This window comes from Halomonas sp. A3H3, from assembly GCF_000982975.1.
Classification (GTDB): Bacteria; Pseudomonadota; Gammaproteobacteria; order Pseudomonadales; family Halomonadaceae; genus Vreelandella; species Vreelandella titanicae.
Genome location: NZ_HG423343.1, coordinates 4505541 through 4528155 on the forward strand (window position 1 = coordinate 4505541; position 22615 = coordinate 4528155).

At 53.6% G+C, this 22615-nt stretch carries 19 protein-coding genes and 1 pseudogene; 6 read left to right on the forward strand and 14 right to left on the reverse strand.

What is annotated here, in order from left to right; all coding sequences use genetic code 11:
• The 4 genes and pseudogenes from HALA3H3_RS27490 to HALA3H3_RS26780 all read left to right on the forward strand — a co-directional run.
• A pseudogene (locus HALA3H3_RS27490) lies at positions 1-160 on the forward strand (MBL fold metallo-hydrolase); the annotation flags it as partial.
• Positions 161-189: 29 nt separating this feature from the next.
• The gene (locus tag HALA3H3_RS20405) at positions 190-657 is read left to right on the forward strand and encodes a YeeE/YedE family protein (RefSeq protein WP_022523392.1); all 468 of its coding nucleotides are present in this window, start codon (positions 190-192) and stop codon (positions 655-657) included.
• Between the two features lie 8 nt (positions 658-665).
• On the forward strand, positions 666-1097 hold the full coding sequence (locus HALA3H3_RS20410; RefSeq protein WP_035538505.1) for a DUF6691 family protein: 432 nt from the start codon (positions 666-668) through the stop codon (positions 1095-1097).
• 728 nt (positions 1098-1825) lie between these two features.
• On the forward strand, positions 1826-1993 hold the full coding sequence (locus HALA3H3_RS26780) for a VIT1/CCC1 transporter family protein (protein WP_370657681.1): 168 nt from the start codon (positions 1826-1828) through the stop codon (positions 1991-1993).
• 271 nt (positions 1994-2264) lie between these two features.
• On the opposite strand, the gene HALA3H3_RS20415 is transcribed toward HALA3H3_RS26780, so the two are convergent.
• The 5 genes from HALA3H3_RS20415 to HALA3H3_RS20435 form a co-directional block, all read right to left on the reverse strand.
• Positions 2265-3461, reverse strand: coding sequence for a tyrosine-type recombinase/integrase (locus HALA3H3_RS20415; RefSeq protein ID WP_022523395.1), 1197 nt, complete (start codon positions 3459-3461; stop codon positions 2265-2267).
• Between the two features lie 798 nt (positions 3462-4259).
• Positions 4260-4829, reverse strand: coding sequence for a recombinase family protein (locus HALA3H3_RS20420; RefSeq protein WP_022523397.1), 570 nt, complete (start codon positions 4827-4829; stop codon positions 4260-4262).
• Positions 4830-5206: 377 nt separating this feature from the next.
• Entirely contained in the window at positions 5207-8302 is a 3096-nt protein-coding gene (locus tag HALA3H3_RS20425; RefSeq protein WP_053857052.1) for a molybdopterin dinucleotide binding domain-containing protein, read from the reverse strand.
• Entirely contained in the window at positions 8295-8855 is a 561-nt protein-coding gene (locus tag HALA3H3_RS20430) for a polysulfide reductase NrfD family protein (RefSeq protein WP_238326098.1), read from the reverse strand. Before HALA3H3_RS20430 ends, HALA3H3_RS20425 begins: the two co-directional genes overlap by 8 nt.
• A 140-nt stretch (positions 8856-8995) precedes the next feature.
• Positions 8996-9481, reverse strand: a complete 486-nt coding sequence (locus HALA3H3_RS20435; RefSeq protein WP_022523400.1) for an Lrp/AsnC family transcriptional regulator — start codon at positions 9479-9481, stop codon at positions 8996-8998.
• A gap of 142 nt (positions 9482-9623) precedes the next feature.
• Here HALA3H3_RS20435 and HALA3H3_RS20440 point away from each other — a divergent pair, with 142 nt between their 5' ends.
• Positions 9624-10235 (forward strand): LysE family translocator, encoded by a 612-nt coding sequence (locus HALA3H3_RS20440; RefSeq protein ID WP_022523401.1) that lies wholly within the window; start codon positions 9624-9626, stop codon positions 10233-10235.
• Positions 10236-10340: 105 nt separating this feature from the next.
• On the opposite strand, the gene HALA3H3_RS20445 is transcribed toward HALA3H3_RS20440, so the two are convergent.
• Genes HALA3H3_RS20445 through HALA3H3_RS20465 form a run of 5 tightly spaced genes read right to left on the reverse strand, consistent with a single transcriptional unit; the run spans position 10341 to position 15698 of the window.
• Positions 10341-11807 (reverse strand): dihydrolipoyl dehydrogenase, encoded by a 1467-nt coding sequence (locus HALA3H3_RS20445; protein ID WP_022523402.1) that lies wholly within the window; start codon positions 11805-11807, stop codon positions 10341-10343.
• Positions 11783-13564, reverse strand: a complete 1782-nt coding sequence (locus tag HALA3H3_RS20450; RefSeq protein WP_022523403.1) for a SulP family inorganic anion transporter — start codon at positions 13562-13564, stop codon at positions 11783-11785. The genes HALA3H3_RS20445 and HALA3H3_RS20450 overlap by 25 nt, the downstream gene beginning before the upstream one ends.
• Before the next feature lie 53 nt (positions 13565-13617).
• Positions 13618-14046 carry a protein tyrosine phosphatase family protein gene (locus tag HALA3H3_RS20455; protein ID WP_022523404.1) on the reverse strand — a complete coding sequence of 143 codons (429 nt, stop codon included), beginning with the start codon at positions 14044-14046 and terminating at the stop codon, positions 13618-13620.
• Positions 14047-14091: 45 nt separating this feature from the next.
• Entirely contained in the window at positions 14092-15000 is a 909-nt protein-coding gene (locus tag HALA3H3_RS20460; protein WP_022523405.1) for an MBL fold metallo-hydrolase, read from the reverse strand.
• Between the two features lie 44 nt (positions 15001-15044).
• Positions 15045-15698, reverse strand: coding sequence for a peroxiredoxin (locus tag HALA3H3_RS20465; protein ID WP_022523406.1), 654 nt, complete (start codon positions 15696-15698; stop codon positions 15045-15047).
• A gap of 1286 nt (positions 15699-16984) precedes the next feature.
• On the opposite strand from HALA3H3_RS20465, the gene HALA3H3_RS20470 reads away from it, so the two are divergent.
• A complete protein-coding gene (locus tag HALA3H3_RS20470; RefSeq protein ID WP_022523409.1) occupies positions 16985-17995 on the forward strand; it encodes a LacI family DNA-binding transcriptional regulator in 1011 nt (336 codons plus the stop codon).
• Positions 17996-18125: 130 nt separating this feature from the next.
• Here the strand turns inward: HALA3H3_RS20470 and tal are convergent, their stop codons facing one another.
• The 4 genes from tal to HALA3H3_RS20490 all read right to left on the reverse strand — a co-directional run bounded on the left by tal (position 18126) and on the right by HALA3H3_RS20490 (position 22573).
• A complete protein-coding gene (gene tal / locus HALA3H3_RS20475; protein ID WP_022523410.1) occupies positions 18126-19079 on the reverse strand; it encodes a transaldolase in 954 nt (317 codons plus the stop codon).
• 215 nt (positions 19080-19294) lie between these two features.
• Positions 19295-20026: an SDR family oxidoreductase gene (locus HALA3H3_RS20480; RefSeq protein WP_022523411.1), complete on the reverse strand. Its 732-nt coding sequence runs from the start codon at positions 20024-20026 to the stop codon at positions 19295-19297.
• A gap of 67 nt (positions 20027-20093) precedes the next feature.
• Positions 20094-21074 (reverse strand): ABC transporter permease, encoded by a 981-nt coding sequence (locus tag HALA3H3_RS20485; RefSeq protein ID WP_022523412.1) that lies wholly within the window; start codon positions 21072-21074, stop codon positions 20094-20096.
• Positions 21071-22573, reverse strand: a complete 1503-nt coding sequence (locus HALA3H3_RS20490; protein WP_022523413.1) for a sugar ABC transporter ATP-binding protein — start codon at positions 22571-22573, stop codon at positions 21071-21073. Before HALA3H3_RS20490 ends, HALA3H3_RS20485 begins: the two co-directional genes overlap by 4 nt.
• Positions 22574-22615: the final 42 nt, after the last annotated feature.

Sequence of the window (22615 nt, forward strand, 5' to 3'; positions counted from 1 at the left end):
CGAAGACGAGTTCGTGAAGATGCGCACTGAGCGCGACGCCACCTTAGGCATGCCGAAGCTCATTATTCCCTCTGTGCAAGTCAATATGCGTGCAGGGGAGCTGCCTCCGGCGGAAGAGAACGGCACCGTCTATCTCAAAGTGCCGATTAATTTTTTCTAACGGTTTGAGTGCGATCTAAGGAGTCACCAGTGGATTGGACAGCAGGCTTACAAGGGCTGGTTGGGGGTGTGTTGATCGGGCTTTCCGCTACCTGGCTGATGGCAACGCTAGGGCGTATTGCGGGTATCAGTGGCATCGTGGGCAATTTGATAACACAACGCCCCAAGGGCGATAGCGCTTGGCGAGTGGCTTTTCTGTTAGGGCTGATTAGCGGCCCGCTTTTGCTTATGGCTTTTGGTGGTGGTTTGGGCAACGTTGCCGGTAGCCCTGGCGAGGTGATCGGCGCATCAGTAGGAGGTGTAGGGTTAATGCTAGTGGCTGGGCTGTTAGTGGGCGTAGGCACGGGGCTGGGCAGTGGCTGTACCAGCGGCCATGGCGTATGCGGACTGGCGCGCTTGGCGCCACGCTCCATGGCGGCCACCGGTATGTTTTTAGTGACGGGGCTAGTGACCGTTTATATCTCGCGCCACTTGCTAGGTTTAGGTGGCGTTCAATGAATAGTTCAATGAGTCAGTCAAACAAGAGCAGTTGGATAAAAACGGCGGCAGGCTATGCGGCGGGGCTACTTTTCGGTATTGGTTTGGCTGTTTCAGGCATGACGGACCCCGCGCGAGTAGTGGGATTTCTAGACGTAGCGGGTGCCTGGGATCCAACGCTGATGTTCGTATTGGGCGGGGCCGTCGTTACCACCTTTATCGGCTATCGGCTGGTATTCAAGCGTACTGCTCCACTGCTGGGTGGCGTCTTTCAGTTACCGACCAAACGAGAGTTAGATGCGAAGTTGTTAGGGGGCGCGGCCCTGTTTGGCATTGGCTGGGGACTTTCCGGCTACTGCCCAGGGCCAGCGATTGCCTCCATCGGCGGTCTTTCCTTACCGCTATTGGCCATGCTGGTGACCATGGTGTTGGGGTGGTTTGCCGCTAAGCGTCTCGCCTAGCCATTCGTCCTTATTCGGCGATTGCCATGCCCACGCCCTTGCCTTCACCGCAAGGGTGTTTTTATTTGTCTAAACACTGGGTTAACGCCCGTCAGGCGGTGCGAGCGGTGACCAGTGATTTGGTCATTCTTGATCGCGGATTACCCGATGCACTCGCCCCGGTCGCTACGTATGGCCTCCCTAAAGAGACTCGTCCGCTAATTGAAACCTCAAATACGCTTCTTGAGTGTGTACAGCAAGCCATTATCCGCGAGCAGCGCTTTACAAACCATGCCTCCGCTGACTGTAATCAAAACCCACCTGCAAATGGCTCGCAGGGTCGAAAGTCAGGCTGCAATAACATCGCTCAACTATGCTCAAGAGTGCGTTGTGCGGTTGAGCTAAACCCTTGACCAGTTACTCACTCTGGCTCGTCTAGAGGTGCGTGTGCGTTTTGATTATGGCCAAGCTAGTCGCGTCGCAGATGTGGCCTAACATGCCCCGGCAAATAGCTTGTACGACAAACAAGTCCGCTTTATAGAGCCATCCCACTGGCCTGATGTTGCTCTTGCGATGCCCACGTTAACGTTGATGCGCAGTGGGAGTCAGGGGAGCGTCGTCTCACTTTTAGCGTTAGCGACCAAGGCTCAGGTGTTGATAGCGCAAATTAACGCATCGATTCTGGCGCGCCAGTAAACAGCAGCGCAGTGGACTGGGGCTAGCCATTGTGGCCGCTAACGCAGCTTGCGGTGTTGGGATCGCTATGTTCATTATATTTTCTAGCCTTATTGGGGGCCGTTGCCGCGCGGGCAGGTGGGACGCCAACGCTCAAGGCTGCTTTGCGAGTCATGTTTTGGGGTGCACTTGCTATGGCCATCACATCCGGCATAGGGCGGGTATTTGGTGTGGTGGCTTAACTACGTGAATTGTTGGGATTGATATCAATAATGGGAGAAAGCACTACGCCCATTCACCAGCAACCATAAGGTGTCATCAATTCAGATGTCGGTTACCGGTTGATAAACGGTATTTATCGTGTCGTTGCAACACTACGAACGCGTAGTGTTCAAAAGTAGTTTAACGATAGGCGTCTCGCTTGCGGACGTGCAATGAGGTATTCGACTACCTTTCAGTCACCAAATGCTTATTACACGGGATAATTGGCGGATCAATGATAAGGCCTAGCTGTTATACCAAAAAAGTGTAATCGGCCCAGTGCTGCATCATAGCTCGGCGCTTTTCAAAAAGGTCTCCTCGACGATAGGCGGCCTCAACTTTATTCTCAATTGCATGAGCCAGTGCCATTTCAGCTACATCCCTTGGATAGCTCGTTACCTCGCCTGTCCAATCCCTAAAGCTTGAGCGGAATCCGTGGGGCACATAATTGCCTTTTTCACCACTAGGCCCGTAACCTAGCCCACGCATAAATTGCAGAAGCGACATATTGGATAGTGGTCGACCCGCTTTCATTCCCGGGAAAATAAAGCTATTGCCTTTCACGCGAGAGAGACTCAGTAAAAGATCAATTGCCTGCTTAGATAGTGGCACTCTGTGTTCTCGATTAGCTTTCATGCGCTCTGCTGGTATTTGCCAAGTAGCTTTTCCAATGTCGATCTCTTTCCACTCAGCGTTGAGCACCTCTGAGGTACGTGTGGCTGTCAGTATCAAAAATAGTAGTGCTTTTGATGACATGCTTTTATAGAGCTGAACGGAACCTATAAATGTCGCTACCTGATCATAAGGCATAGCAGGATGGTGATTCACCTTTTGAACCCTTGACGGCTTAGCTAAGAGTTTATCGAGATGGCCACGCCAGCGGGCAGGGTTGACCTGGTCGCGATACTCATGAGCTGCGGCGAAGTCTAATATGTTTTCAATTCGACCTTGAACACGCTTAGCTGTTTCATTCTTGACTGTCCAGATAGGCGTGAGGATCTTCAATATATCCTGAGTGGTGACCTCTTCTACGGGTAGGTTTCCTATTACCGGGCGCACGTATGTTTTAAGAGTGCTTACCCACTGACGTGCATGCTTGGCATTTCGCCAGCTGCGACGGTGGGATTGAATATATCGTGCTGCGCAGTGGGTAACCGTTACAGTCACGGACTTTTTTTCATTTTTCTGCTCACGAACAGCCAGTGGGTCGATGCCTTGTTTGACGAGCTTTCGATTTTCTGCGGCTGATTCGCGTGCGTTTGATAGTGTTTTGTCAGCATAACTACCAAGACCCATGTCACGTAACCTGCCATTCCATCGAAAACGGTAAATCCAGCTTGCGCCGCCACCTTTGCCAATTTTGAGGTACAAACCATCCCCATCATTGGTCATGCCATGGTTTGACTCCTTGACCAGCTTTTGAACGCCTTTTGTCGTGAGTTTGCCCATAGCCGCTATCCCCGAAGTATGTTTTTAACGTACCACATTTTAGCCCATACATCAGCCCATACTTTAAATCTGTTTTACGTTGTATGTGAGTGGGTGTGGCTGGACTGTATCGACTATTAATTTATTATAAATCAGTGGCTTGTTGTATAATTTTGGATGCTGTTGTACATATAGTATGCGGACTGTCCCTCCGCCACTATTAAAAAAGCCCCGTAAATCAATAGATTGCGGGGTTTTTTGTTTGCCAATTTCACTACTCAATTTCACCACTTTTTTCACTACTCTTCATGTCTATGGGCTAAGCACAGATAGGTGCTTTGACCCAGTGGAATATCTGGCGGGTGAGCATCGGTGCTAAGCCCACCACCATATACCACCCCACCTAGCAGCCTAGTTGCCTAAAATATCGAGCATAGCCCTAGAAGCTCCTGTGAGCGTGTAGGGGCTACGATAAGGGTGTTAGGTAGGCTACCCTACTGGGTAGGGGCTAGAGCGGCTTGTACGGCCTTTCAGCAGGGTGTATAAGCTTCATTACAGCGTGGGGGCACTGTTGCGCCCTTGTTTGGAAAATAGAAGCAGGAAATCCTGCTATTAAAATGGACAAATCTGTCCATTTAAAAGGGACTAATCAGTCCCTTTAACTCTGCGAACCTGTAGAGCTAATAGCGCGGTCTTCGCAGTTTACAGTCTATTATTGCTTATATCTGGGTAATAGCGGGATTTCCCGCCTTTCCCCCATTACTGGAATACCAGTATCGGAGGGTTGGTAGGGGCTGGTGTCAAACCGGTAATAGCCGGTTAGGCTGCTTTGCTCCAAAGGCGCTTCACAGTGGATAGACTGACACCAAGGCTCTGAGCCACCTGACTCTGACTCTGGCCTTCAGCTTTGAGGGCTTGTACCTCTTTAGCTGAGGTGGCAACAGGACGCCCTAGGGCCTTGCCTTGACTCTGTGCACGCTGCAAGCCTGCCTGAGTGCGCTCTATCAGTAAGTCACGCTCAAACTCTGCCACTGAGGATAGAACAGACATAACCATCTTTCCGGCTGGAGAGGTAAGGTCAGCTCCACCAAGAGCTAGGCAGTGAACTCTAATCCCCTTGGTTTCAAGCATCTTTACTGTTGATTGAACATCAATACTATTACGACCCAGCCTATCCAGCTTAGTGACAACCAGAACATCCCCTTGCTCCATGCGCTCTAATAGCTTCTGGAACCCCTTGCGCTCTGAGGCACATGTAGAGCCGCTAACTGTCTCTTCCATCACCCGATACTCTGGAATGTCAAAACCAGCAGCTTGAACTTCTTGAATCTGGTTTGTGGTGGTTTGGTCGTTGGTGCTGACCCTGCTGTATAAAAAAGTGCGTGCCATGTCGTGCCCCTTTCTGGTTGTTACCAAGATGGTTTCAAAAACGTGGTGTCATAATAGCAGTATAGGTTCATAAGTCAAACCCTATTTTATGACACCATTTTGAGACTGGTTTTCAGAGGGGTCACAAACGGTGATTTTTGCATGGCAGACTCCTTCAACGCGTGCTGATATATTTCTTTTGGGAATATACTTATTCAATTATGTGCTTTTTGCGTAAGAAAGCCATAAACATTTTGTCTTACTTAACAGAAATGCCCTTTATAAACAGTCAGAAGTAGATTTTGAAAATGTATCAATGAGCTTCATCACTCATTCGGTAGGAAGCTCTGCAGCAATTCCCACCGAATGATCCATCAGCTCTGAAAAACGATTATCAGCTAAACTCGACTAACCCTTACCGGCAAACCCTGGCGCACGCTGGCCCCGCTGATGGGCTCAAGCCAAGTGCCATCCACATTCCTCGTGGGGTCTTTAAAGCCTAGATCGTTGATATTGATACCCGCGCGCATCCAAGGCATATCCGGTTGAGATTCACCGTCGATAATATGTGGCGTTGCGCCTAAATCCCGGTGGCCATAGCCGTGCTCAATGCCCAAGGCACCAGGTATTACGCTTTCACTGACTAGCGCCAACCCGACCACGCTTCCGCCAGGGCTTTCTATGCGAATGGTATCGCCGTGCTGGATACCAAAGCGCTCTGCGTCTTGGCGGTGCATCTGTATCGGGTTGTAAGGCTTGATCATACGCAGCCGCTCACTGCCGATAGCGTAAGAGTTCATCAGGTTGGATTTGAACGAGAACGCCAACAGCGGCCACTCTTGCTCCGAAAACACCTCGCGCATGGGTTGCATGTTCGCCATCTGAGGTAGCTTATGGCAGGGGACGCCGCTATTGGGCAGGCCATTAGTGGTATCAATGCTGGTGCCGACTGATTCGTTGTAAACACATAGCGTTTGCTTCCACTGGTATTTCAATTTTTCACCTATGAAGTGCTCGCTGGCATCTTCAAAGCGTCCACCCCGGGCATACAGATAGGCTACTCGAGCGCGTTCATCAGTTTTTAGCGTTCGTGCGATTTTAGGCACCAGTGGGGCAATGCCTCCATGGGCAACATCAGCATCGTCGGCTTCTGGCAAGGGTTCTTCTTGAAAAGCGATATTGGCCGCGGCCCGCAGATAATAATCCTCTGCGCGATTGAGCGGGTGCAGATTGCCCTGGGCATCGGGAATTGCGTTGTCGCCAAAGCCGGGCAGGCCAAGCCGTTTGGCCACAGCGATAAAAAAGCTGTCCATAGACACCGGTTCGCCCTCAGCGGTTTTTTGCTGGCGCGGCTCCACCACGGGCCAGCAGGCGGTGGTCAGCTTGCCCAGGGTGCCTTTCCACGCGCCCGTAAAGCCCCACACCTCATACATCACAGAATCAGGGACGATGTAGTCGGCGTAGCGGTTGGTTTCATTGATAAAGCCATCCACGGCAACAAAGAGTCCCAGCCGTTTGGGGTCTTTCAGCTTATCGACAATGACGCCTTTTAGGCCAGCCTGACCATAAATCGGGTTAGCCATACAGCCAATCACCGCTTTGATGGGGTAAGGATAGCCATCTAGTGCCGAGGGTAGGTGCTCTGTGAGCGTCGGCGGCGCCAACGAGCGCCACGGCGCTCTAGCCGGGTAAGGGTTTTCGCCTGCGGCGACTTTGCGCTGATACTCGGAAGACTTTTCGTAGGGGAAGCGCGAGCGGGATAGAAATACCCCCTGCGGCGCGCGCTTACCAGGAAAGTTGGCTAAATCGTAGCGTGGGCCCTCGCCGGTACCGCTGTAAGTGCCGCCGCCCACGGCGCTGCCACCCTTCATGTTGTAGTTGCCCGCCAGTAGGTTCAGCATTTGCACGCTAAACGCGGCGTAGAAACCGTTACCCGACATCATGCCGCCGTGACAGTTAACAGCGGCTTTTCTGCCATGGCTGGCATAGCGGCTGGCCAATTCAATAATCGTCGCCTTTGGAATGCCACAATGTTCTGCGTAGGTATCTAGGTCGTACTCGTGGGCAGATTCGCTTAGCAACGTCAGACTGCTTTTGACGGTCACGGTGGTGCCATCGGCAAGCTCAACCGGACGTTCGGCTAAGAGCTCGGCGGTCATCACCTCTTCGCTTAGCGCGAGTTCGCCATTGGCCACTACCACCGGCGAGTCAGCATCGCTACCCGCTTCCGCTAGGCCCAGGTCGCTGGCGCGAAGAAAATAACCTCTGCGCGGGTGTTCATAAGTGTCAATTACCAAATGAGTGGCGTTGGAGTGGGTGGTTTCGCCCGCTGCATCGGCGGCGGCTTTGCCGGGCAGGGCTAGGAAGTCGCTAGCATAGCCCTGGTTGTCAAGTAGCCACTGAATGATTGCCATGGCAAAAGCGCTGTCTGTCCCAGGACGAATAGGCACCCAGCGGTTGTTGTCAGCTGCGTGGGAGGTGGCAGCATTGAGCGCTGGGTCGACCACCACGTAATCCAATGTACCGGCTGCACGGGCTTGGGCAATCAAGCGGCCTTGGCGCTTAAACGGGTTGCCCGCTTGGCTGGGCGCACAGCCGATATACATGATGAAACGTGCGTTTTGGATATCTGGCTTAACGTGGGCGTTGGTGACGATATTGTTCATCACCGCGCCAGATCCCATGCGGAAAGCCAACCCGCAGTAAGCGCCATGGTGACCATAATTGCGGGTAGCAAAGGCATTGAGGGTAAAGCGCTTGAGTAGATCTGAGCGCCCGTAGTCAGTGGCTTCCATCACCATTAATTGGTTGGCCTTGGGGCCATATTCAGGATTGTCAGGGTCGATCAGTGTGTCGTGATCGCGAATATCGCGCAGTCCATCAACGTGGCCTTCGCTAAACAGGTCGCCGCCTTCGCAGATTTCTTCAATGAGTTTCTCAAAGGAGATTTTCTGCCATTGACGGCTGCCACGTTTGCCTACTCGTTTTAAACAGTGGTCGACACGGAAAGGGTTGGTAATTTGGCTCATCATGGCATTGCCACGGGCGCAGGCGGTGGAGCGGTTTATCTGGCCCTGTTCGCCATAGGCGCTAACACTGCGCAGTGCATCCGCCACCGGTGTACGCATGGGTAAATGGTCGTCGGCGGACAGCGGGTGGTAGGGATTGCCTGATACCCGCAGTACTTCGCCAAGGGTGTCATCGATCCTTACTCTCACGCCGCATCGGGTCGTACAACCGTAGCAAATAGTGAAGGCGACCCGCTGGTCGGGGGTCAAAGTGAGTTCGCCAGTGTCTAAATCGACTCGGTATTCTGGGGTCAGCGAGTTGCCATGAATATTGTGCCTGGGTTTTTCACCCGCGCTACCAGTAATGCCCTTAGCCATTTTTGCCAATGGGTCGGCATAGCCCACGGCAAAGGTGGCTGCACCACCAGCGGCGGCAGCGCCTTTTAGAAAACGGCGGCGTGACGGATCTTGAGTAGACTTAGACATGACTAGACGCTCCTTTTTTCGCGGTGAGAGAATGAGTAGAAGCATCTTGGGTAGCGTGAGTGGGCGTTGCTATAAGGCCGCCCTGTTGGGCCTGCCGCCAGGGAATAAACAGTTCAATCAGTAGAATAGCGGCGAGCCAGAGGCCGAAGGTGCCAACAATGCCTAAAATACCGGAAGAGCCCGCGGGAATGCCGTAGTGATGAAAGCCTGCGCTGTTGCGGGCCACATGCTGAACATCCATCAGCACCACCCAGCGGAACATCCAGCCCATGTGTATGGCTACGAGGCCTAGCAACCATGCCCAGGCAAACAGTGCTGGCTGGCTAGAGGTTAGGACAACGCGCGCGTGCTTCTGGCGCAGGGTAGGGCGAGTCAGTAAAAACAACACGGCGGCAAATAGCGCTAAGCCAGTAATCCCTCCCCATAGGGCGGTATTGCGCCACGAGTCGCTATGGCTCACGGATTCCAATGCGGCGGCAACTGAGCCTACGTGTGCATTCACGCCATCCAAAAACCAGCTAATCGCAATCAAGCCTGCTAGCGCACAGGTCACTAGCAGCACATACAGCATCTGTCGTATAGCGGTTTGCGAGCAAAGCCTACTAACCCGGTTCAGCACTTTTCATATGGGTATTCGTGGGTTTAGCGTTAAATTGCATCAAACGAGCGCGCCACTATCAATAAGTTTCACAACTAGGTCTTATTGTTGTTAGCTAATGGTAAGGTGCCATACTCTTTCACGGGCTGGATAGCAAAGTTACTGCGAATATCACTCACCCCAGGTAGGCGAAGCAGTGTCCCCGTTAGAAACGCCTCATAAGCCGCCAAACTAGGTACCACCACCTGCAGTAAAAAATCAGACTCCCCAGAGACTAAGTGCGCAGTGACGACTTCTGGCAGATTGACTACTGCCTCACGGAAGGCATTAGCCTGCTCTTCATGGTGACGTTCAACCTTGATACCCACAAACACCGTTAGCTCAAGCCCGACCCCTCGCCGATCAAGCTCAGCATGGTAACCACGGATAATACCGCTAGCTTCTAAGCGTCGCACTCGGCGTAAACAGGGAGATGGCGACAAGTTTACTTTCTCCGCGAGCTCCACATTCGTTAAACGGGCATCACCTTGGAGCAATGCAAGAATGCGGCGGTCGATAGCGTCTAACTGACCAATTGGCATGAGTGATTATTTTCCTGTTAAAAATTGACACAAAATACCAATAAATATCATTTTTAAAGTCAAAATGGCAAGAAAACGCTCATCTCTTTAAAGGTACCATAGCGCTTGCGAAGACACTATTTGTGACCTTAAGGAAGCAGCGATGGAAATTGGTCTTTTTATTAGTGCATTAGCCATTGTTTACCTAATTCCTGGTCCCGATATGTTGCTTGTGTTGCATACCAGTAGCTCTCAGGGGCGTGGTCATGGACTAGCCACAGCGCTAGGGCTAGGCATAGCCCGAGGGCTGCATGTGGCATTAGCAGGGTTGGGTCTAGCGGCGCTATTTACCGCCGCCCCGTGGCTATTTGATGTGGTTCGTTACTTGGGCGCAGCTTACCTGGTTTGGGTAGGTGTGCAACTTATCCGTAGTCGGCATAGCTCTGATAGTAATCATCACCAAGCATCACTCAAAGGCAGCTATTATCTAGCTTGGCGTCGAGGGCTTCTAACTAATTTGCTGAACCCGAAATCGCTGCTTTTTTGTTCGGTGTTACTGCCCCAATTTATACATACCCAGCAAGGTGCCGTCGCACTTCAGTTCACTTTACTGGGGGCGGTGCTAGTGGGGGTGGGGCTACTCTATGATGTGCTATATGCTTGCCTGGGAGCGCAGATGCAACGCTGGTTTGCCAGCCAGCAGAAACGGCAAATATTTCAGCGATGGGTGTTTGGAACGCTGCTTATTGGCTTTGCGCTGCGGTTAGCCGCTTAAAATTGCTATCCTAGTGTAATAAAGCCCCGCAAGCAGATGCAGGACTTGGCCGCCAAGATGAATGAGGCTGATTAGGGAGGGAGGTTAGTTATTTTAGTCATTTCCTTAATCGCCTGGGCCACACTCCATACAGTGCTCAGTAATGGCAGGCCCTTGTTGGAGATTTGCCTGTAAATCGCGCAACCCTGACCTTAAACCCTCTTCAAGTACCGGATGGTAAAAGGGCATAGCGAGCATCTGGCTGACGGTTAGCTTTTGCTCCAGTGCCCAGGCAAGCAAATGGGCTATGTGCTCAACCTGGGGCCCGAATAGCTCCGCGCCTAAAAACTGTCCGCTGCCGTGCTCCGCATATAGCTCGAAATAACCTTTATGTTCCCCCATGACCAGTGCACGGCCTTGATCAGCAAAGGAAACTCCGCCTTCAGCTATGCAGCCGCAGCCGCCATAACGAGTGTCTAACGTAGCGCGACTCTCACCCACAATTGCCATCTGGGGTTCGGTAAATACAATCGCCAGGGGGACGTTACGCTGACCCACTTGCACATCATCCAAATGAGCGGCATTTCGTCCTGCGATTTTGCCTTCTGTGATGGCTTCGTGCAGTAGCGGTACCGACTGATTTGCATCACCTGCGATAAAAATATGGCTTGGTGTGTTTTGTGTACTTAGGCATTGCAAAGTAAAGCGATTAAATTCAGGTACGCCGTGTTTATTCAGCTTGAGTCCGGCCTGCTCGATGGCTAGCTGATCCACGTTGGGCCGACGCCCTGTTGCGGCCAGGACATACTCGAATGTTTCGGTGAGTTTTTGCCCCCGGTCACGTTCGAAAAACGTAATGGCAACGGCGTTATCGGTATGTTTAATCTTGTCGAGATTGGCATCAGGATCCAGATACAGCTCGCGATTGAATGTCTCGTCCGCCAGTTGCCGGAGTTTTTCAGATTGAAAAGGCCCAATCGCACCCCCCACGCCAAACGTACGAGTTCTCACACCTAATCGGCTAAGCGCTTGACCAAGCTCCATGCCAATAACGCCAGGACCGATCACAGCGACTGATGCAGGCAACGTTTCCCAGTTGAACACGTCATCATTAATGATTAACCGATCGCCAGCGCCTTCCAGCAGCTTTGGCCATGTGGGCCGCGAACCCGTGGCAATGATGATGGCCTCGGCGGTAAGCCGGGTATGCTCATCTATGACCAATGTATGTGGATCAATAAAACGCGCGTGGCCACTCAGCAGGTTGGATTCAGGAATCGTTTTCATCGATTTCAGTACATTACTGACGAAGCGATCGCGCTCATGTTTGACTCTTGCCATAACAGCTTCGCCATCGATCACTACCTGATTGGCAGTGACACCAAACATCTCCGCTTTGCGCGCATTGTGTGCTGCATTGGCAGCGGCGATGAGTAGCTTAGAGGGCATGCAACCCACTCGGGCGCAGGTCGTGCCATAGGTTCCTGCTTCTATTAGTACTACCTCGTCGGTATGCTTGCGTGCAGCGTGCCACGCGCTAAGGCCAGCGCTACCTGCACCAATAATGGCTATCTTGGCGTGTCGCTGTTGCATGACGTTGTCTCCTCTCGTTGTGTTGGCAAGAGTGGTGAGTTGGCTTCGGCGGGATGGGCCAGTGCCTGCCAAGCATCAAAAGTCGTAAAAAACACCTGCCCGGTTAGCTCGCGACAGAAGTCAGTGTGTTGTAACCGATCCATCACTGGCCCTTTTACTTCCGCTAGGTGCAGCTTGGCACCTGAATCGTTTAGTCGCGCGTTGATCGCCTCTAGGCTTTCGAGCGCAGACGCATCAATCACGTTAACTGCTTGGCAAGTCAGCACAATATGCTTAAGCGAGGGTGAGCGGGCGGCCAAGGCCATGACGGTGTCTTCCAAATAACGGGCATTGGCGAAGTATAGGCTTTCATCGATGCGCAGCATCGCAACGTTCTCATCGGTTTCGACCTGATGGCGCTTGACGTTACGAAAGTGCTCGGTGCCCGGCACGCGGCCAATCACCGCGCTGTGGGGCTGGCTGGTACGGTATAGATGCAGCCCAAGCGAGAGCACTACGCCGCTTATAATGCCTAGCTCCACGCTGTGCAGCAGAGTGAGCAGTAGGGTGGCCACCATGGCCAAGCCATCGCTACGGGAGTATTGCCAAGTACGTTTCACCGCCGGTAGGTCAATCAGCGTGCCGACCGCCACAATAATGGTAGCTGCCAGGGTCGCTGTGGGTAAGAATGCCAGTAGGTCGGTTAGCAGTAGTGTGGAAAGCATAATGCCCAGCGCCGTGAATGCTCCGGCCAGCGGTGTTGCCGCGCCTGCTTCAAAGTTGACTACCGAGCGGGAAAAACCGCCAGACACCGGCGAGCCGCCGCTGATACCAGCGCCCAGATTAGCCATGCCTAGTGCCATTAACTCTTGATTAGGATCTATACGCTGGCGGCGCTTGGCAGCCAGTGTTTGCGCCACCGATACCGATTCCACAAAGCCCACCAGGCTAATCAGCAGTGCTGCGGGTAATAGGCTAAGCCACAGCGATTGATCCAGGTTGGGCAGTGCAAGGGCAGGTAGACCGCTGGGTACCGCACCAACTAGTGCTACTCCACGCTGCTCTAGGTTTAGCCCCCAGGCCAGAAATGTGGTGACAATCACCGCCGAGATCGGAGCGGCTTTCACGATGAGCCCGGCAATGCTGGCAGAAACGCCGATAGCCGTCAGCCACGTATTTAACCGCTTGCGGCACATTAGCAGAAAGCTCCACACTCCTAGTCCGATCAGCAGTGTCGTTATATTGACCTGCTGCCACTGGCTCAGTAGCGCCCCTATAAGGTCAATGACGTTATGGCCAGATGCTTCTACGCCGAGTATATGTCTAAGCTGGCTAATCGCAATCAGTATGCCCGAAGCCGTTATAAATCCCGAAATTACCGGATGGCTCAAGAAATTAACTAAAAAACCCAGCCGCAGCACACCCATGGCGATCAATATCAGACCTGAAAGCGCCGCCAACACCAACGCTGCCCCAATGTATTCCGGGCTGCCAGGGGAAGCAAAATTACTCAGCGCCGAAGCGGTCATTAGTGCCGCTACGGCGACAGGCCCCACCGCTAAGCTAGCGCTGGTACCAAAAATGGCATACAGAACCAGTGGCAGCATGCTGGCATAGAGGCCCATTTCCGGCGGTAGCCCCGCCAAAAGAGCGTAGGCCAGCGCCTGCGGCACCAGCATTAGCGTAACAATTATCGCAGCCAGAGCATCCCGAGAGAGTAGCTTCCGGTTATAGCTGCGTAGCCAGCCGAACAGTGGCACCCAACGCTCAATGCTCATGTGACGTACTCGCCTGCTGATATGGCGTAATCACGACTAATGTCGTCGCACTGTTAGGTTTGTTGATCTTCGAGCCCTTGTCGGTGCTCTTCCAAATCGAAGCCTGCTGCTTTTGCAGCGTCAAATAGTTCAGCCAGGTCGCACTGCTCCGTTTGACGCTTAGCGTAGGCCCATAGATGGGTAGCCCGCTTACCGGTGCGGCAGAAAGCCAAAATAGGCCGGGGAAGTTGCTGTAACGCCTCAGCAAAGGCGGAAATATCCGCTTGGCTATAGTCACCGGGTGTGACAGGAATGTGCACCCACTGAAGGCCAATGTCTGCTGCTTTTCGACGGTAGGCGTCTTCACCCGTAAACTCAGCGCTTTCTCCAGGCTTGCAGTTACAAATAACCGTCTTGAAGCCTTTTGCTTTTACTTGCTCAAGCTCTTCTACCGTGAGCGCCGAGGTAATCTCGACATCGGTCTCTAAAGGCTGCGTTTGCATGGTCATGCTCCTTCTATCGTAGAGGTTCTGAAAATTAGTGGCTTATTAATCCCAAGCGGCGCCTTCAAGGGCATCCAGAGGAATTTTTAGGTAGCGCTTACCATTAGCTTCAGGCTCCGGCAGTCTTCCACCACGCGTGTTGACCTGTAGGGCGTGCAAAATCAGTTTGGGCATGGGCAATTCACTATCGCGCTTGTGGCGTAGAGAGAGGTAACCCGTTTCACTCATGTTGACTAAGTGTGGGTTATGTTTACGCTGCTCAGCGACCGTGCTTTCCCACTGGGGCTCGCGGTCATCGGGCATATAGTCGTGCCCGGTAAACAGCCGGGTGTTAGCGGGCAGCGATAGAATCTGTTGAATGGAGTGCCACAGTTCTTTGGCATCTCCACCGGGGAAATCCGCCCGAGCGGTACCAAAGTCTGGCTGGAATAGAGTGTCGTGCACGAAGGCCGTATCGCCAATCACATAGGTAATCGAGGCCAGCGTATGGCCGGGCGAGTAAAGTACGCGAGCATTAAGTTCACCGATGTTAAAGGTGGCGCCTTCACTAAACAGTGTGTCCCACTGGCTGCCATCGGTAGGCATTTCTGGCCAGTGATAGATCTCCTTCCAAAGTGTCTGCACTTTGGTGACATGCTGCCCAATAGCCGTCGGAGCACCTGTTTTTTCTTTCAAATAGTGTGCTGCAGAGAAGTGGTCGGCGTGTGGGTGGGTATCGAGAATCCACACCACCGACAGCCCCTCTTTTTCGATATAGGTCAGCAGTTCATCGGCGCAGTGGGTCGCGGTTGCGCCGGACTTTTCGTCAAAATCCAATACGGGGTCGATAATCGCACACTGCTTGGTAGCGGGGTCGCTCACCACGTACTGGATGCTAAAGGTACGTGGGTCAAAAAAACCGGCGACATCGGGCTTGCCTGTTCCAGTGTGCTTTGAAAGCTTAAAGGTATTCATGCGTAGTCCTCCTAAGAATTGAGGGATATCAGGGTGAGGAGCTTTCAGCATTCAAGTGTCTTTTTACAGAAGTACCAGTCGGTGTATTCATAGCCTTCTGATTGACGGGCTTCCGCATCTTGCGAGGTGTGGGGCGGTGGAACGATGACTGGCTGGCCGGGCAACCAAGCTTCTGGTGTCGCCACCCCATGCTCATCGCTTGTTTGTAAGGACTTAACCAGGCGAAGCACTTCTTCCACCGAGCGGCCGTTGGTCATCGGGTAGTACAACATGGCACGCAGTACACCCTCTGGGTCAATCACAAAAGTAGCGCGAACCGCAGCGGTGTCGCTGGCACCTGGCTGAATCATTCCGTAGGCATTTGCCACTTTCATGTTGAGATCAGCAATAATCGGGAAGGTAATTTCAACCCCGAAGTTATCTTTAATGCTGCGTGTCCAGGCGATGTGTGAGTGGATGCTATCGATGGAAAGGCCCAGCAACTCCGTGTTGACCTCTTTGAACTGTTCTTCGTAATTCGCAAATGCCGAATATTCCGTGGTGCATACAGGGGTAAAGTCCGACGGGTGGGCGAATAAAACCAGCCATTTACCTAAATAGTCAGTGAGCGACTTTTCACCATGAGTGGTTTTCGCGGTAAAAGCCGGTGCAGGACGGTTAATTTGTGGCATTACTGGTTGGGAAGTTTCGTTGTACATGTCGAGCTCCTGAGAAGTGAGTTTTTATTTCAGGAATAAGAATAGATTATTTTGTTATTAATAGGTAATAGTACAGCATTATGGCGGTGATAGGGTGAGTGGTACTCATATTTACGTTAATCGCCGCTGAGAAAGTGAGTCGCGCCGATTGTCGAAGTCAGTTTGGGGGTACTTGCACGGCTGAACCGCATTTACCGCTGAACCATTCCTGGGCCGTGGTGGGTCGTTGACTTAATGATCCGCCTGATAAGGGCGCTACTAGCTTGATAAACGCTTTGGTATGGATTTTACGATTATCTTCCTACCCCTAGGTGGCGAAATTTAGTATTGCGCGGAGTCTCTCGCGAGGGATATCTAAAGGCAGCCTGAGGCAAAACGCTGACTCAACGAGGACCTAGCCGAACAGGAAGCGGATAGGCGTCGGCATAGCGGGGATAAATCATCAGACGTTAACAGAGGCCATATCTGCCAGTGACTTAGCAACAAGTAGGGCGAGCCTCATTGGGCGTTAGGGTGATTTTTTGGTTTTTTTAACAGCAGCTAAATTTCAACTGTTTATATAGATGAACCAGGCTTAGGTGTAAGGCTTTCCTGCTTCATTAAGGGAGGTCAGTCAGCGCTTCAGGATGTTTTTCAGCTACTTGTAGCAGTGTACGTACATTTCCAGTAGGCACACAGTGGTTCTCAGCCGCGAAGCCTACTGGGGCTTACGTCCAGCGCTTAGCAAATTCTCCTTGAGAGAGCCCCATGCGATGGCGAATTTCTGCGGCCTTGAGTACTTCTACTTGTGTCTCTCGAGCTGGTTTGCCTTGCTTCATTTGGCCGTATGGATGCCAGCAGCGTATTGCCAAGCTCTTCACCGGTCATAAAGTCATCACTCTGCACCTTCAATCTCCTCCTCATTAATCTGTTTTAGGTCGGCAGGGGTGAGAATAGATATTTTGGGAGGCGATTGAGCGCTCCTGAACAGTTGAGCGCGTCACCTCTGCTGACGTGAGTAACAGCACGTTATGTGCCTTTTATGCCATTGAGTCACGTTGCACCAAACGAATAAACATTAAATTATCAGTTGGTTAGATTAAGTAGCAGCATAGCCTCGGTGTGTTGAAAACCGGCATAGGTTAATAGCCTATCCAGGGTTCGGATCCCTGCCGGTAGGTTACATCCATAAATCATCCCCATTTTCGTGAGCAGACCTTGCGTAGTATCCTTACGACGCTGGTGCTACTTCGTTGGGTACAGCGAGGGGTCATATCAAAACGATAAAATTCACAACAGAGTAAAGTATGGTAAGTCGCCACAAGGTTACTATCACCGACATCGCCGAACATGTGGGCATGACCAATATGACGGTGTCGCGTGCCTTGAACAATCCTGACAAGGTGAAAGTAGCGACTCGGGAGAAGATCCTCGCCGCTGCGAAGGAACTGGGGTATGTCCCTAATGCTTTTGCGAGCCATCTTCGGAGTCGTAAGAACCGGCTGATTGGCCTAGTCACAGCAAGCGTGGATAATCCCTTTTATAGCGAGGTGATCAAGGCAGTTTCTCGTGCGGCCGAGGAGCGTGACTACACCATCATTCTGATTGATACAGATGGCTCGCCACAGCGCGAGGAAGTGGCGATCGAAACCCTGCTCAGCTATCAGGTAGCCGGCATCATCCTTTCGCCCGTCTCCGACGCTGCCGCCTATCGCCCCGCTTACCTTGATCGCTTGCGTGCTACCCGCTTACCAGTGGTTATGCTGGATCGTACCTTGAACGTATCCGACTTCAGCCGTGTGGTACTGGACAACCGTCTTGCCGGGAGTCTGCTTGGTGAACTGCTTGTGAAGAAGGACATCCGCCGGGTGCTTACGTTGACGGGGCCGCGTGACTCGCGGATCACCCAAGACCGGCTGATCGGCCTGAAGACAGCCTTTGACGTGGCGGGCGTCTCCTTAGTGTTGGAGCAGCGCCCCGGGGACTACACCTTGCAACCGGCCTATCGCGATATGGCCGATTACCTACGCCAGGGCAAACTCCCCGAAGCCGTGTTTGGGTTCAATCAGCTGATTACTTTGGGCGCCATGCGTGCCCTGCATGATGCACGTGTGTCTCGGGACGATGTGATGGTATTGGGGGTCGACCGTTTGCCTTATGCTGATATCTTCGAGGTGTCAGTGCCTTGTGCTGCGCATGACACCTACCGGTTAGGGCACGAGGCATTTCGCATACTCTTTGAACAGATTGAGGATCCCATGGCCGCCGGCCGTGAGGTCGTGATCTCCGCCACACTTATATCCTCCGGCGGTAACTGATAGTCATCAGCTTTCGTCGTGCATCATACCCTCGGAGAGCACGAAGCGGTGGCGGTTGGCCCATAGCGGGTTGGCCGGACTTGGCGTAAGGATTCCCAATCGGCGGCTAGTTGCAGTTCAGGTTACGAGCTCAGAGAGTCGCCAAACGGTCGGCGATCAGTTCCTCCAGGCGTTCCTGATCATCGGCGAAGCGCCGTATCCCCTCGGCCAGTTTGTCATTGGCCATGGCATCCTTGTTGTGATCCCAACGGAAGGCGGACTCTGAGAGTGGGGTAGGACGAGGGCCACCGTTGCGTGTCATTAACACCTTGGGTTCCACCGCGCCCGTTGCGGTAGCGAGTTCCTCAAGCAGCGTAGGTGAGATGGTTAGTCGGGGACAGCCGGCGAGCGCCAGCACCTGGTCGACAGTGCGAAAGCTCGCGCCCATCACCACGGTGTCGAAGCCGCCCTGGCTGACCCGTTCGCAGACGCCGCGTACGAATTGCACTCCAGGGTCGTTCTCGGGGGGGAAATCCTGGCCAGTCTCCTTTTTGTACCAGTCAGTGACACGGCCGACGAACGGTGAGACGAGGAAAACGCCAGCATCGAAACAAGCTTTGGCCTGGGCGTCGCTGAACAGCAGCGTCAGGTTGCAGTTGATGCCCTCTTTCTCCAGCACCTCGGCGGCGCAGATGCCTTCCCAGGTTGATGCCAGCTTGATCAGCACTCGATCTTTGGACACGCCGCGTTGCTCGTAGAGCTCAATCAGCTCGTGGGCCTTGCGTATGCTGGCCTGGGTGTCGAAGGACAACTTGGCGGCTACCTCGGTGGAAACACGGCCGGGCACCAGCTTGGCGATCTCGCTGCCCATGGCCACAGCAAGGCGATCTACGGCATGCGCTTCTCGCCGGCCGTTGTCCGTGGACTTGACCGCCGCGAGTTCCTGATCGATCAGTGCCTGGTAGCCCGGCAGATCGAAAGCCTTGAGGATTAGCGAAGGATTGGTGGTGGCATCATGGGGTTGATAGCGTTTGATGGCGTCAAGGTCGCCGGTGTCTGCGACCACCATGGAGTGCTGACGAAGGGCGTCGAGTCGTTGGGTCATGAAGTATCTTCCTCGAATAAGTGGTCGGTTATGTAAGGCATAGGGATTGGTGTTCAGCCGTAATGACTGGCCAAGGCCTGACAGTAACGGGCATAGGTCTGGTCATAGGCAGCGATGCGGTCGGGTTCGGAGTTGGTTCGGGATCTCTCGTCAAGAGGCTCTGAGCACCACAGTCCACACCGATATACATGTCAGGTTCCTTTTAACACAAGGGGCTAGTGAGACGTGAAGCCACCATCGACCGGCAGGCAGGCTCCGCTGATCATCGACGCGGCTGGGCTGAGAAGGAAGGCAACCGGAAGGGCGACTTCCCTGGGAGTGGCAAAGCGCCCTAGGGGAATGGCGGCCAGCATCGGGTTGCGCTTGGCGGGATCGGCCCAGGCACGTTCGGCCATGGGGGTCAGGGTCACCGTCGGGTTGACACTGTTGACGCGGATACCTTTGGAACCCAGCTCGAGGCACAGCACGCGAGTCATGGCATCCATGGCTGCTTTAGACGCGCAATAGCCTAAGTGGCCGGGCAGAGCGGCCATGGATGCTTGGCTTGAGACGTTGACGATGCTGCCCTGACGGCCGTGCGCGATCATGTGGCGAGCCGCTTCCCGTGCCACCACGGCACTGGCAGTGACGTTCGTGTTCATAATGTTCTCGATATCTTTCGCCTTGAAATCCAAGACATCGTCGAGGATCGAGATACCGGCACAATTGACCAGGCCATCGAGGACGGGCATCTCGGCGAAGGCCACGACAACCGCGGCCTCATCGGTGATGTCTACGGCCAGGGTGCGTGCCCCCAGCTCTTTCTCGAGTTTGGCTAGCTGATCCCGGTTGCGACCAAACAGCACCAGTTCGGCACCGAGTTCAGCCAGAGACCGCGCGATATCGAGGCCGATGCCGCTGGTCGCTCCCGTAACGAGGATGCGTTGGTTGTGGAGTTCGAAGTTCATGATGTAGCGTCACTCGCTCGATTTGTGGTTGGCATTTAGCCGATGCATGATCGGCATGAGCAGGGTCTCAGGGAGTCCGCTTGCGGCTAATGTAGATCGCCAACAAGATAATCAGGCCCTTGATAACGTTTTGGAGGTAGGGCGATACCCCCATCAGGTTAAGGCCGTTGTTGAGCACGCCAAGCAGCATGGCGCCTACCAGTGTGCCTAGAATCATTCCTCGCCCACCGGTGATAGCGGCACCGCCCAGTACTACGGCGGCGATGGCGTCGAGCTCGAAGCCGATCCCGGCGTTGGGTTGGCCGCTCATCAACCGAGAGGTCAAGATCAACCCGGCAATGGCCGCAGTCGTGCCACTCAGGGTGTAGACCAGCAACTTGTAGCGGGACACTCGGATACCGGATAGCCGAGTCGCTTCCTCATTGCCGCCAATGGCATACAGGTAGCGTCCGGTCGCAGTATGGTGGAGCAGCAAAAAGCCGAGTGCGTAGACGCTGATCATGATCAGTATCGGGGTTTCGATGCCGGCCAAGCTGCCGCGGCCAAAGAAGGCAAATTCCGGGGGGAGGCCAGAAATTGGGTAGCCTCCGGTGTATATCAAGCCAAGCCCGCGGGCAATCCCCATAGTGGCCAAAGTGACGATGATGGGTGGCATGCCGGCAAAAGCAACAAAAAAGCCATTGAAAGCTCCGAAACCTGCACCTACCAATACGCCTAGCAGGATGGCTAGCGACGGAGGAACCCCCGCCACCATCAGCCCAGCCATTACCGTTCCCGACAAGGCCATTACCGGGCCCACAGAAAGGTCGATGCCGCCGGTGAGAATAGCTAGGCTCATCCCCACAGCTATGATGGCGATGATCGAGGTCTGACGCACCAGATTGGCTTGGTTGCTTATGGTTAGAAAGTTGTCGTTGATGGTCGACATGGCAATGAAAACGACGATGAAACCGATCAGCGGGTAGAAGATTGGAGTACGGCGCCAACTGGCCAGCCGCATCTTGAGGGACTGGTGGGTGTTGCTGGGTATTGAGTCGAGCTGGCTCATGAGCTGAGTCCCCCCGTGGCGTGATGCATGATGGATTGTGAATTGAGATCGTTGCCTTGCAGTTCGGCGGCGATCTGTCCCTGGTAGAAGACCGCTGCGCGATCGCATAGACCAAGAATTTCCGGGAGTTCGGACGAAATCATGATGATCGACACGCCTCGGGCAGTGAGCTCTTTCATTAAGGCGTAGATCTCTGACTTGGCGCCGACGTCAATGCCGCGGGTGGGCTCATCGAAGATCAGCACCTTACACTGGTGGCCCAGCCAGCGGGCGATAACAACCTTCTGCTGGTTGCCGCCGCTGAGATTGCCCACTGGGGTTTCGGGGCTGGGAGCCTTGACGCGGACTGCCTTCATCAGATCGGCGGCAGTACTGGACTCTTGGCGGCGCTTGATCAGTGGCAAAGCACTCTGGAATTGTGTCAGATTGTTCAGGGTGATGTTTTCGCGACACGAGAACGGCAGGATTAATCCCTGGATCTTTCGGCTTTCCGGTAGGAGGCCGATCCCCTGCTTCAGGGCGGTGGCGGGGTGTAGGAGTTTAGTTGGCTTGCCCTCTATAAGGATTTTGGCATGCACGGGGCGCGTCGCACCGATCAGCCCCATAGCCAGTTCTGTGCGGCCCGACCCCACTAAGCCAGCAAAGCCCAGGATCTCGCCGCGGTAGAGCTTCAATGAGTGTTCGGGGCCATTGACATCAAGGCGCAGGGATTCAATGTCTAATACCACATCGTTATAATCGGCATCGCTACGCTGTTCGGGATAAAGATTCTCAACACGGCGGCCGACCATTTTCTCGATTAGGTCGTCGGGGGTAGTCGAGACGACGTCGCAGTCGTCGACCTTCTCACCGTCACGCATCACGGTGACACGATCACAGATGGTGAATATCTCTTCCATGTGGTGTGATATGAATACCATGCCGACCTGTTGCTCGCGCAGTTTTCGCATGATGGTGAACAGGTGATCTGCTTCGCTAGGCGTGAGGGTTGCTGTCGGCTCGTCGAGGATCAGGATGCGCGCTTTCAGTGACAGGGCCTTGGCGATCTCGATGAACTGCTGGTCGGCGACACTCAAGTCGGCGATGGGGCGGTCTAAGGGGATCGAGACCTTTAGGCGGTCTAGCAGGTGCTGCGCCTCGGCGATCATGCTGCGCCGGTCTCGCAGCCCGAATCTGTTACGCAATTCACGCCCAAGGAAGATATTATCCACGGCGTCCAGGTCGGGGATCAGGCTGAATTCCTGGAAGATGATACCGATGCCTGCGTTGAGGGCGTCTTGGTAGCCATGGAAATTGCATACCTCGCCATTGATGTTGATCTCACCTTCATCTTGTCGGTAGATGCCGCAGAGAATTTTCATCAGAGTCGACTTGCCGGCCCCGTTTTCGCCAAGCAGAGCATGCACCTCGCCAGCATGGACATCGAGCGATACATCCGTGAGGGCCCTCACCCCGGGAAATGACTTCGAGATGTGTCTCAGGGAAAGTAATGGAGTCATAGGGATACCCTCGTGCGCCGCCCGTAGGGGGCAGCACACGTC

Coding starts and splice junctions, on each gene's coding strand:
- HALA3H3_RS20485 (WP_022523412.1), bottom strand. CDS start 21,074: ATGAGCCAGCTCGACTCAATACCCAGCAACACCCACCAGTCCCTCAAG.
- HALA3H3_RS20410 (WP_035538505.1), top strand. CDS start 666: ATGAGTCAGTCAAACAAGAGCAGTTGGATAAAAACGGCGGCAGGCTAT.
- HALA3H3_RS20445 (WP_022523402.1), bottom strand. CDS start 11,807: ATGCAACAGCGACACGCCAAGATAGCCATTATTGGTGCAGGTAGCGCT.
- HALA3H3_RS20450 (WP_022523403.1), bottom strand. CDS start 13,564: ATGAGCATTGAGCGTTGGGTGCCACTGTTCGGCTGGCTACGCAGCTAT.
- HALA3H3_RS20460 (WP_022523405.1), bottom strand. CDS start 15,000: ATGAATACCTTTAAGCTTTCAAAGCACACTGGAACAGGCAAGCCCGAT.
- HALA3H3_RS20420 (WP_022523397.1), bottom strand. CDS start 4,829: ATGGCACGCACTTTTTTATACAGCAGGGTCAGCACCAACGACCAAACC.
- HALA3H3_RS20470 (WP_022523409.1), top strand. CDS start 16,985: ATGGTAAGTCGCCACAAGGTTACTATCACCGACATCGCCGAACATGTG.
- HALA3H3_RS20480 (WP_022523411.1), bottom strand. CDS start 20,026: ATGAACTTCGAACTCCACAACCAACGCATCCTCGTTACGGGAGCGACC.
- HALA3H3_RS20425 (WP_053857052.1), bottom strand. CDS start 8,302: ATGTCTAAGTCTACTCAAGATCCGTCACGCCGCCGTTTTCTAAAAGGC.
- HALA3H3_RS20435 (WP_022523400.1), bottom strand. CDS start 9,481: ATGCCAATTGGTCAGTTAGACGCTATCGACCGCCGCATTCTTGCATTG.
- HALA3H3_RS20415 (WP_022523395.1), bottom strand. CDS start 3,461: ATGGGCAAACTCACGACAAAAGGCGTTCAAAAGCTGGTCAAGGAGTCA.
- HALA3H3_RS20465 (WP_022523406.1), bottom strand. CDS start 15,698: ATGTACAACGAAACTTCCCAACCAGTAATGCCACAAATTAACCGTCCT.
- HALA3H3_RS20490 (WP_022523413.1), bottom strand. CDS start 22,573: ATGACTCCATTACTTTCCCTGAGACACATCTCGAAGTCATTTCCCGGG.
- HALA3H3_RS20440 (WP_022523401.1), top strand. CDS start 9,624: ATGGAAATTGGTCTTTTTATTAGTGCATTAGCCATTGTTTACCTAATT.
- HALA3H3_RS20455 (WP_022523404.1), bottom strand. CDS start 14,046: ATGCAAACGCAGCCTTTAGAGACCGATGTCGAGATTACCTCGGCGCTC.
- tal (WP_022523410.1), bottom strand. CDS start 19,079: ATGACCCAACGACTCGACGCCCTTCGTCAGCACTCCATGGTGGTCGCA.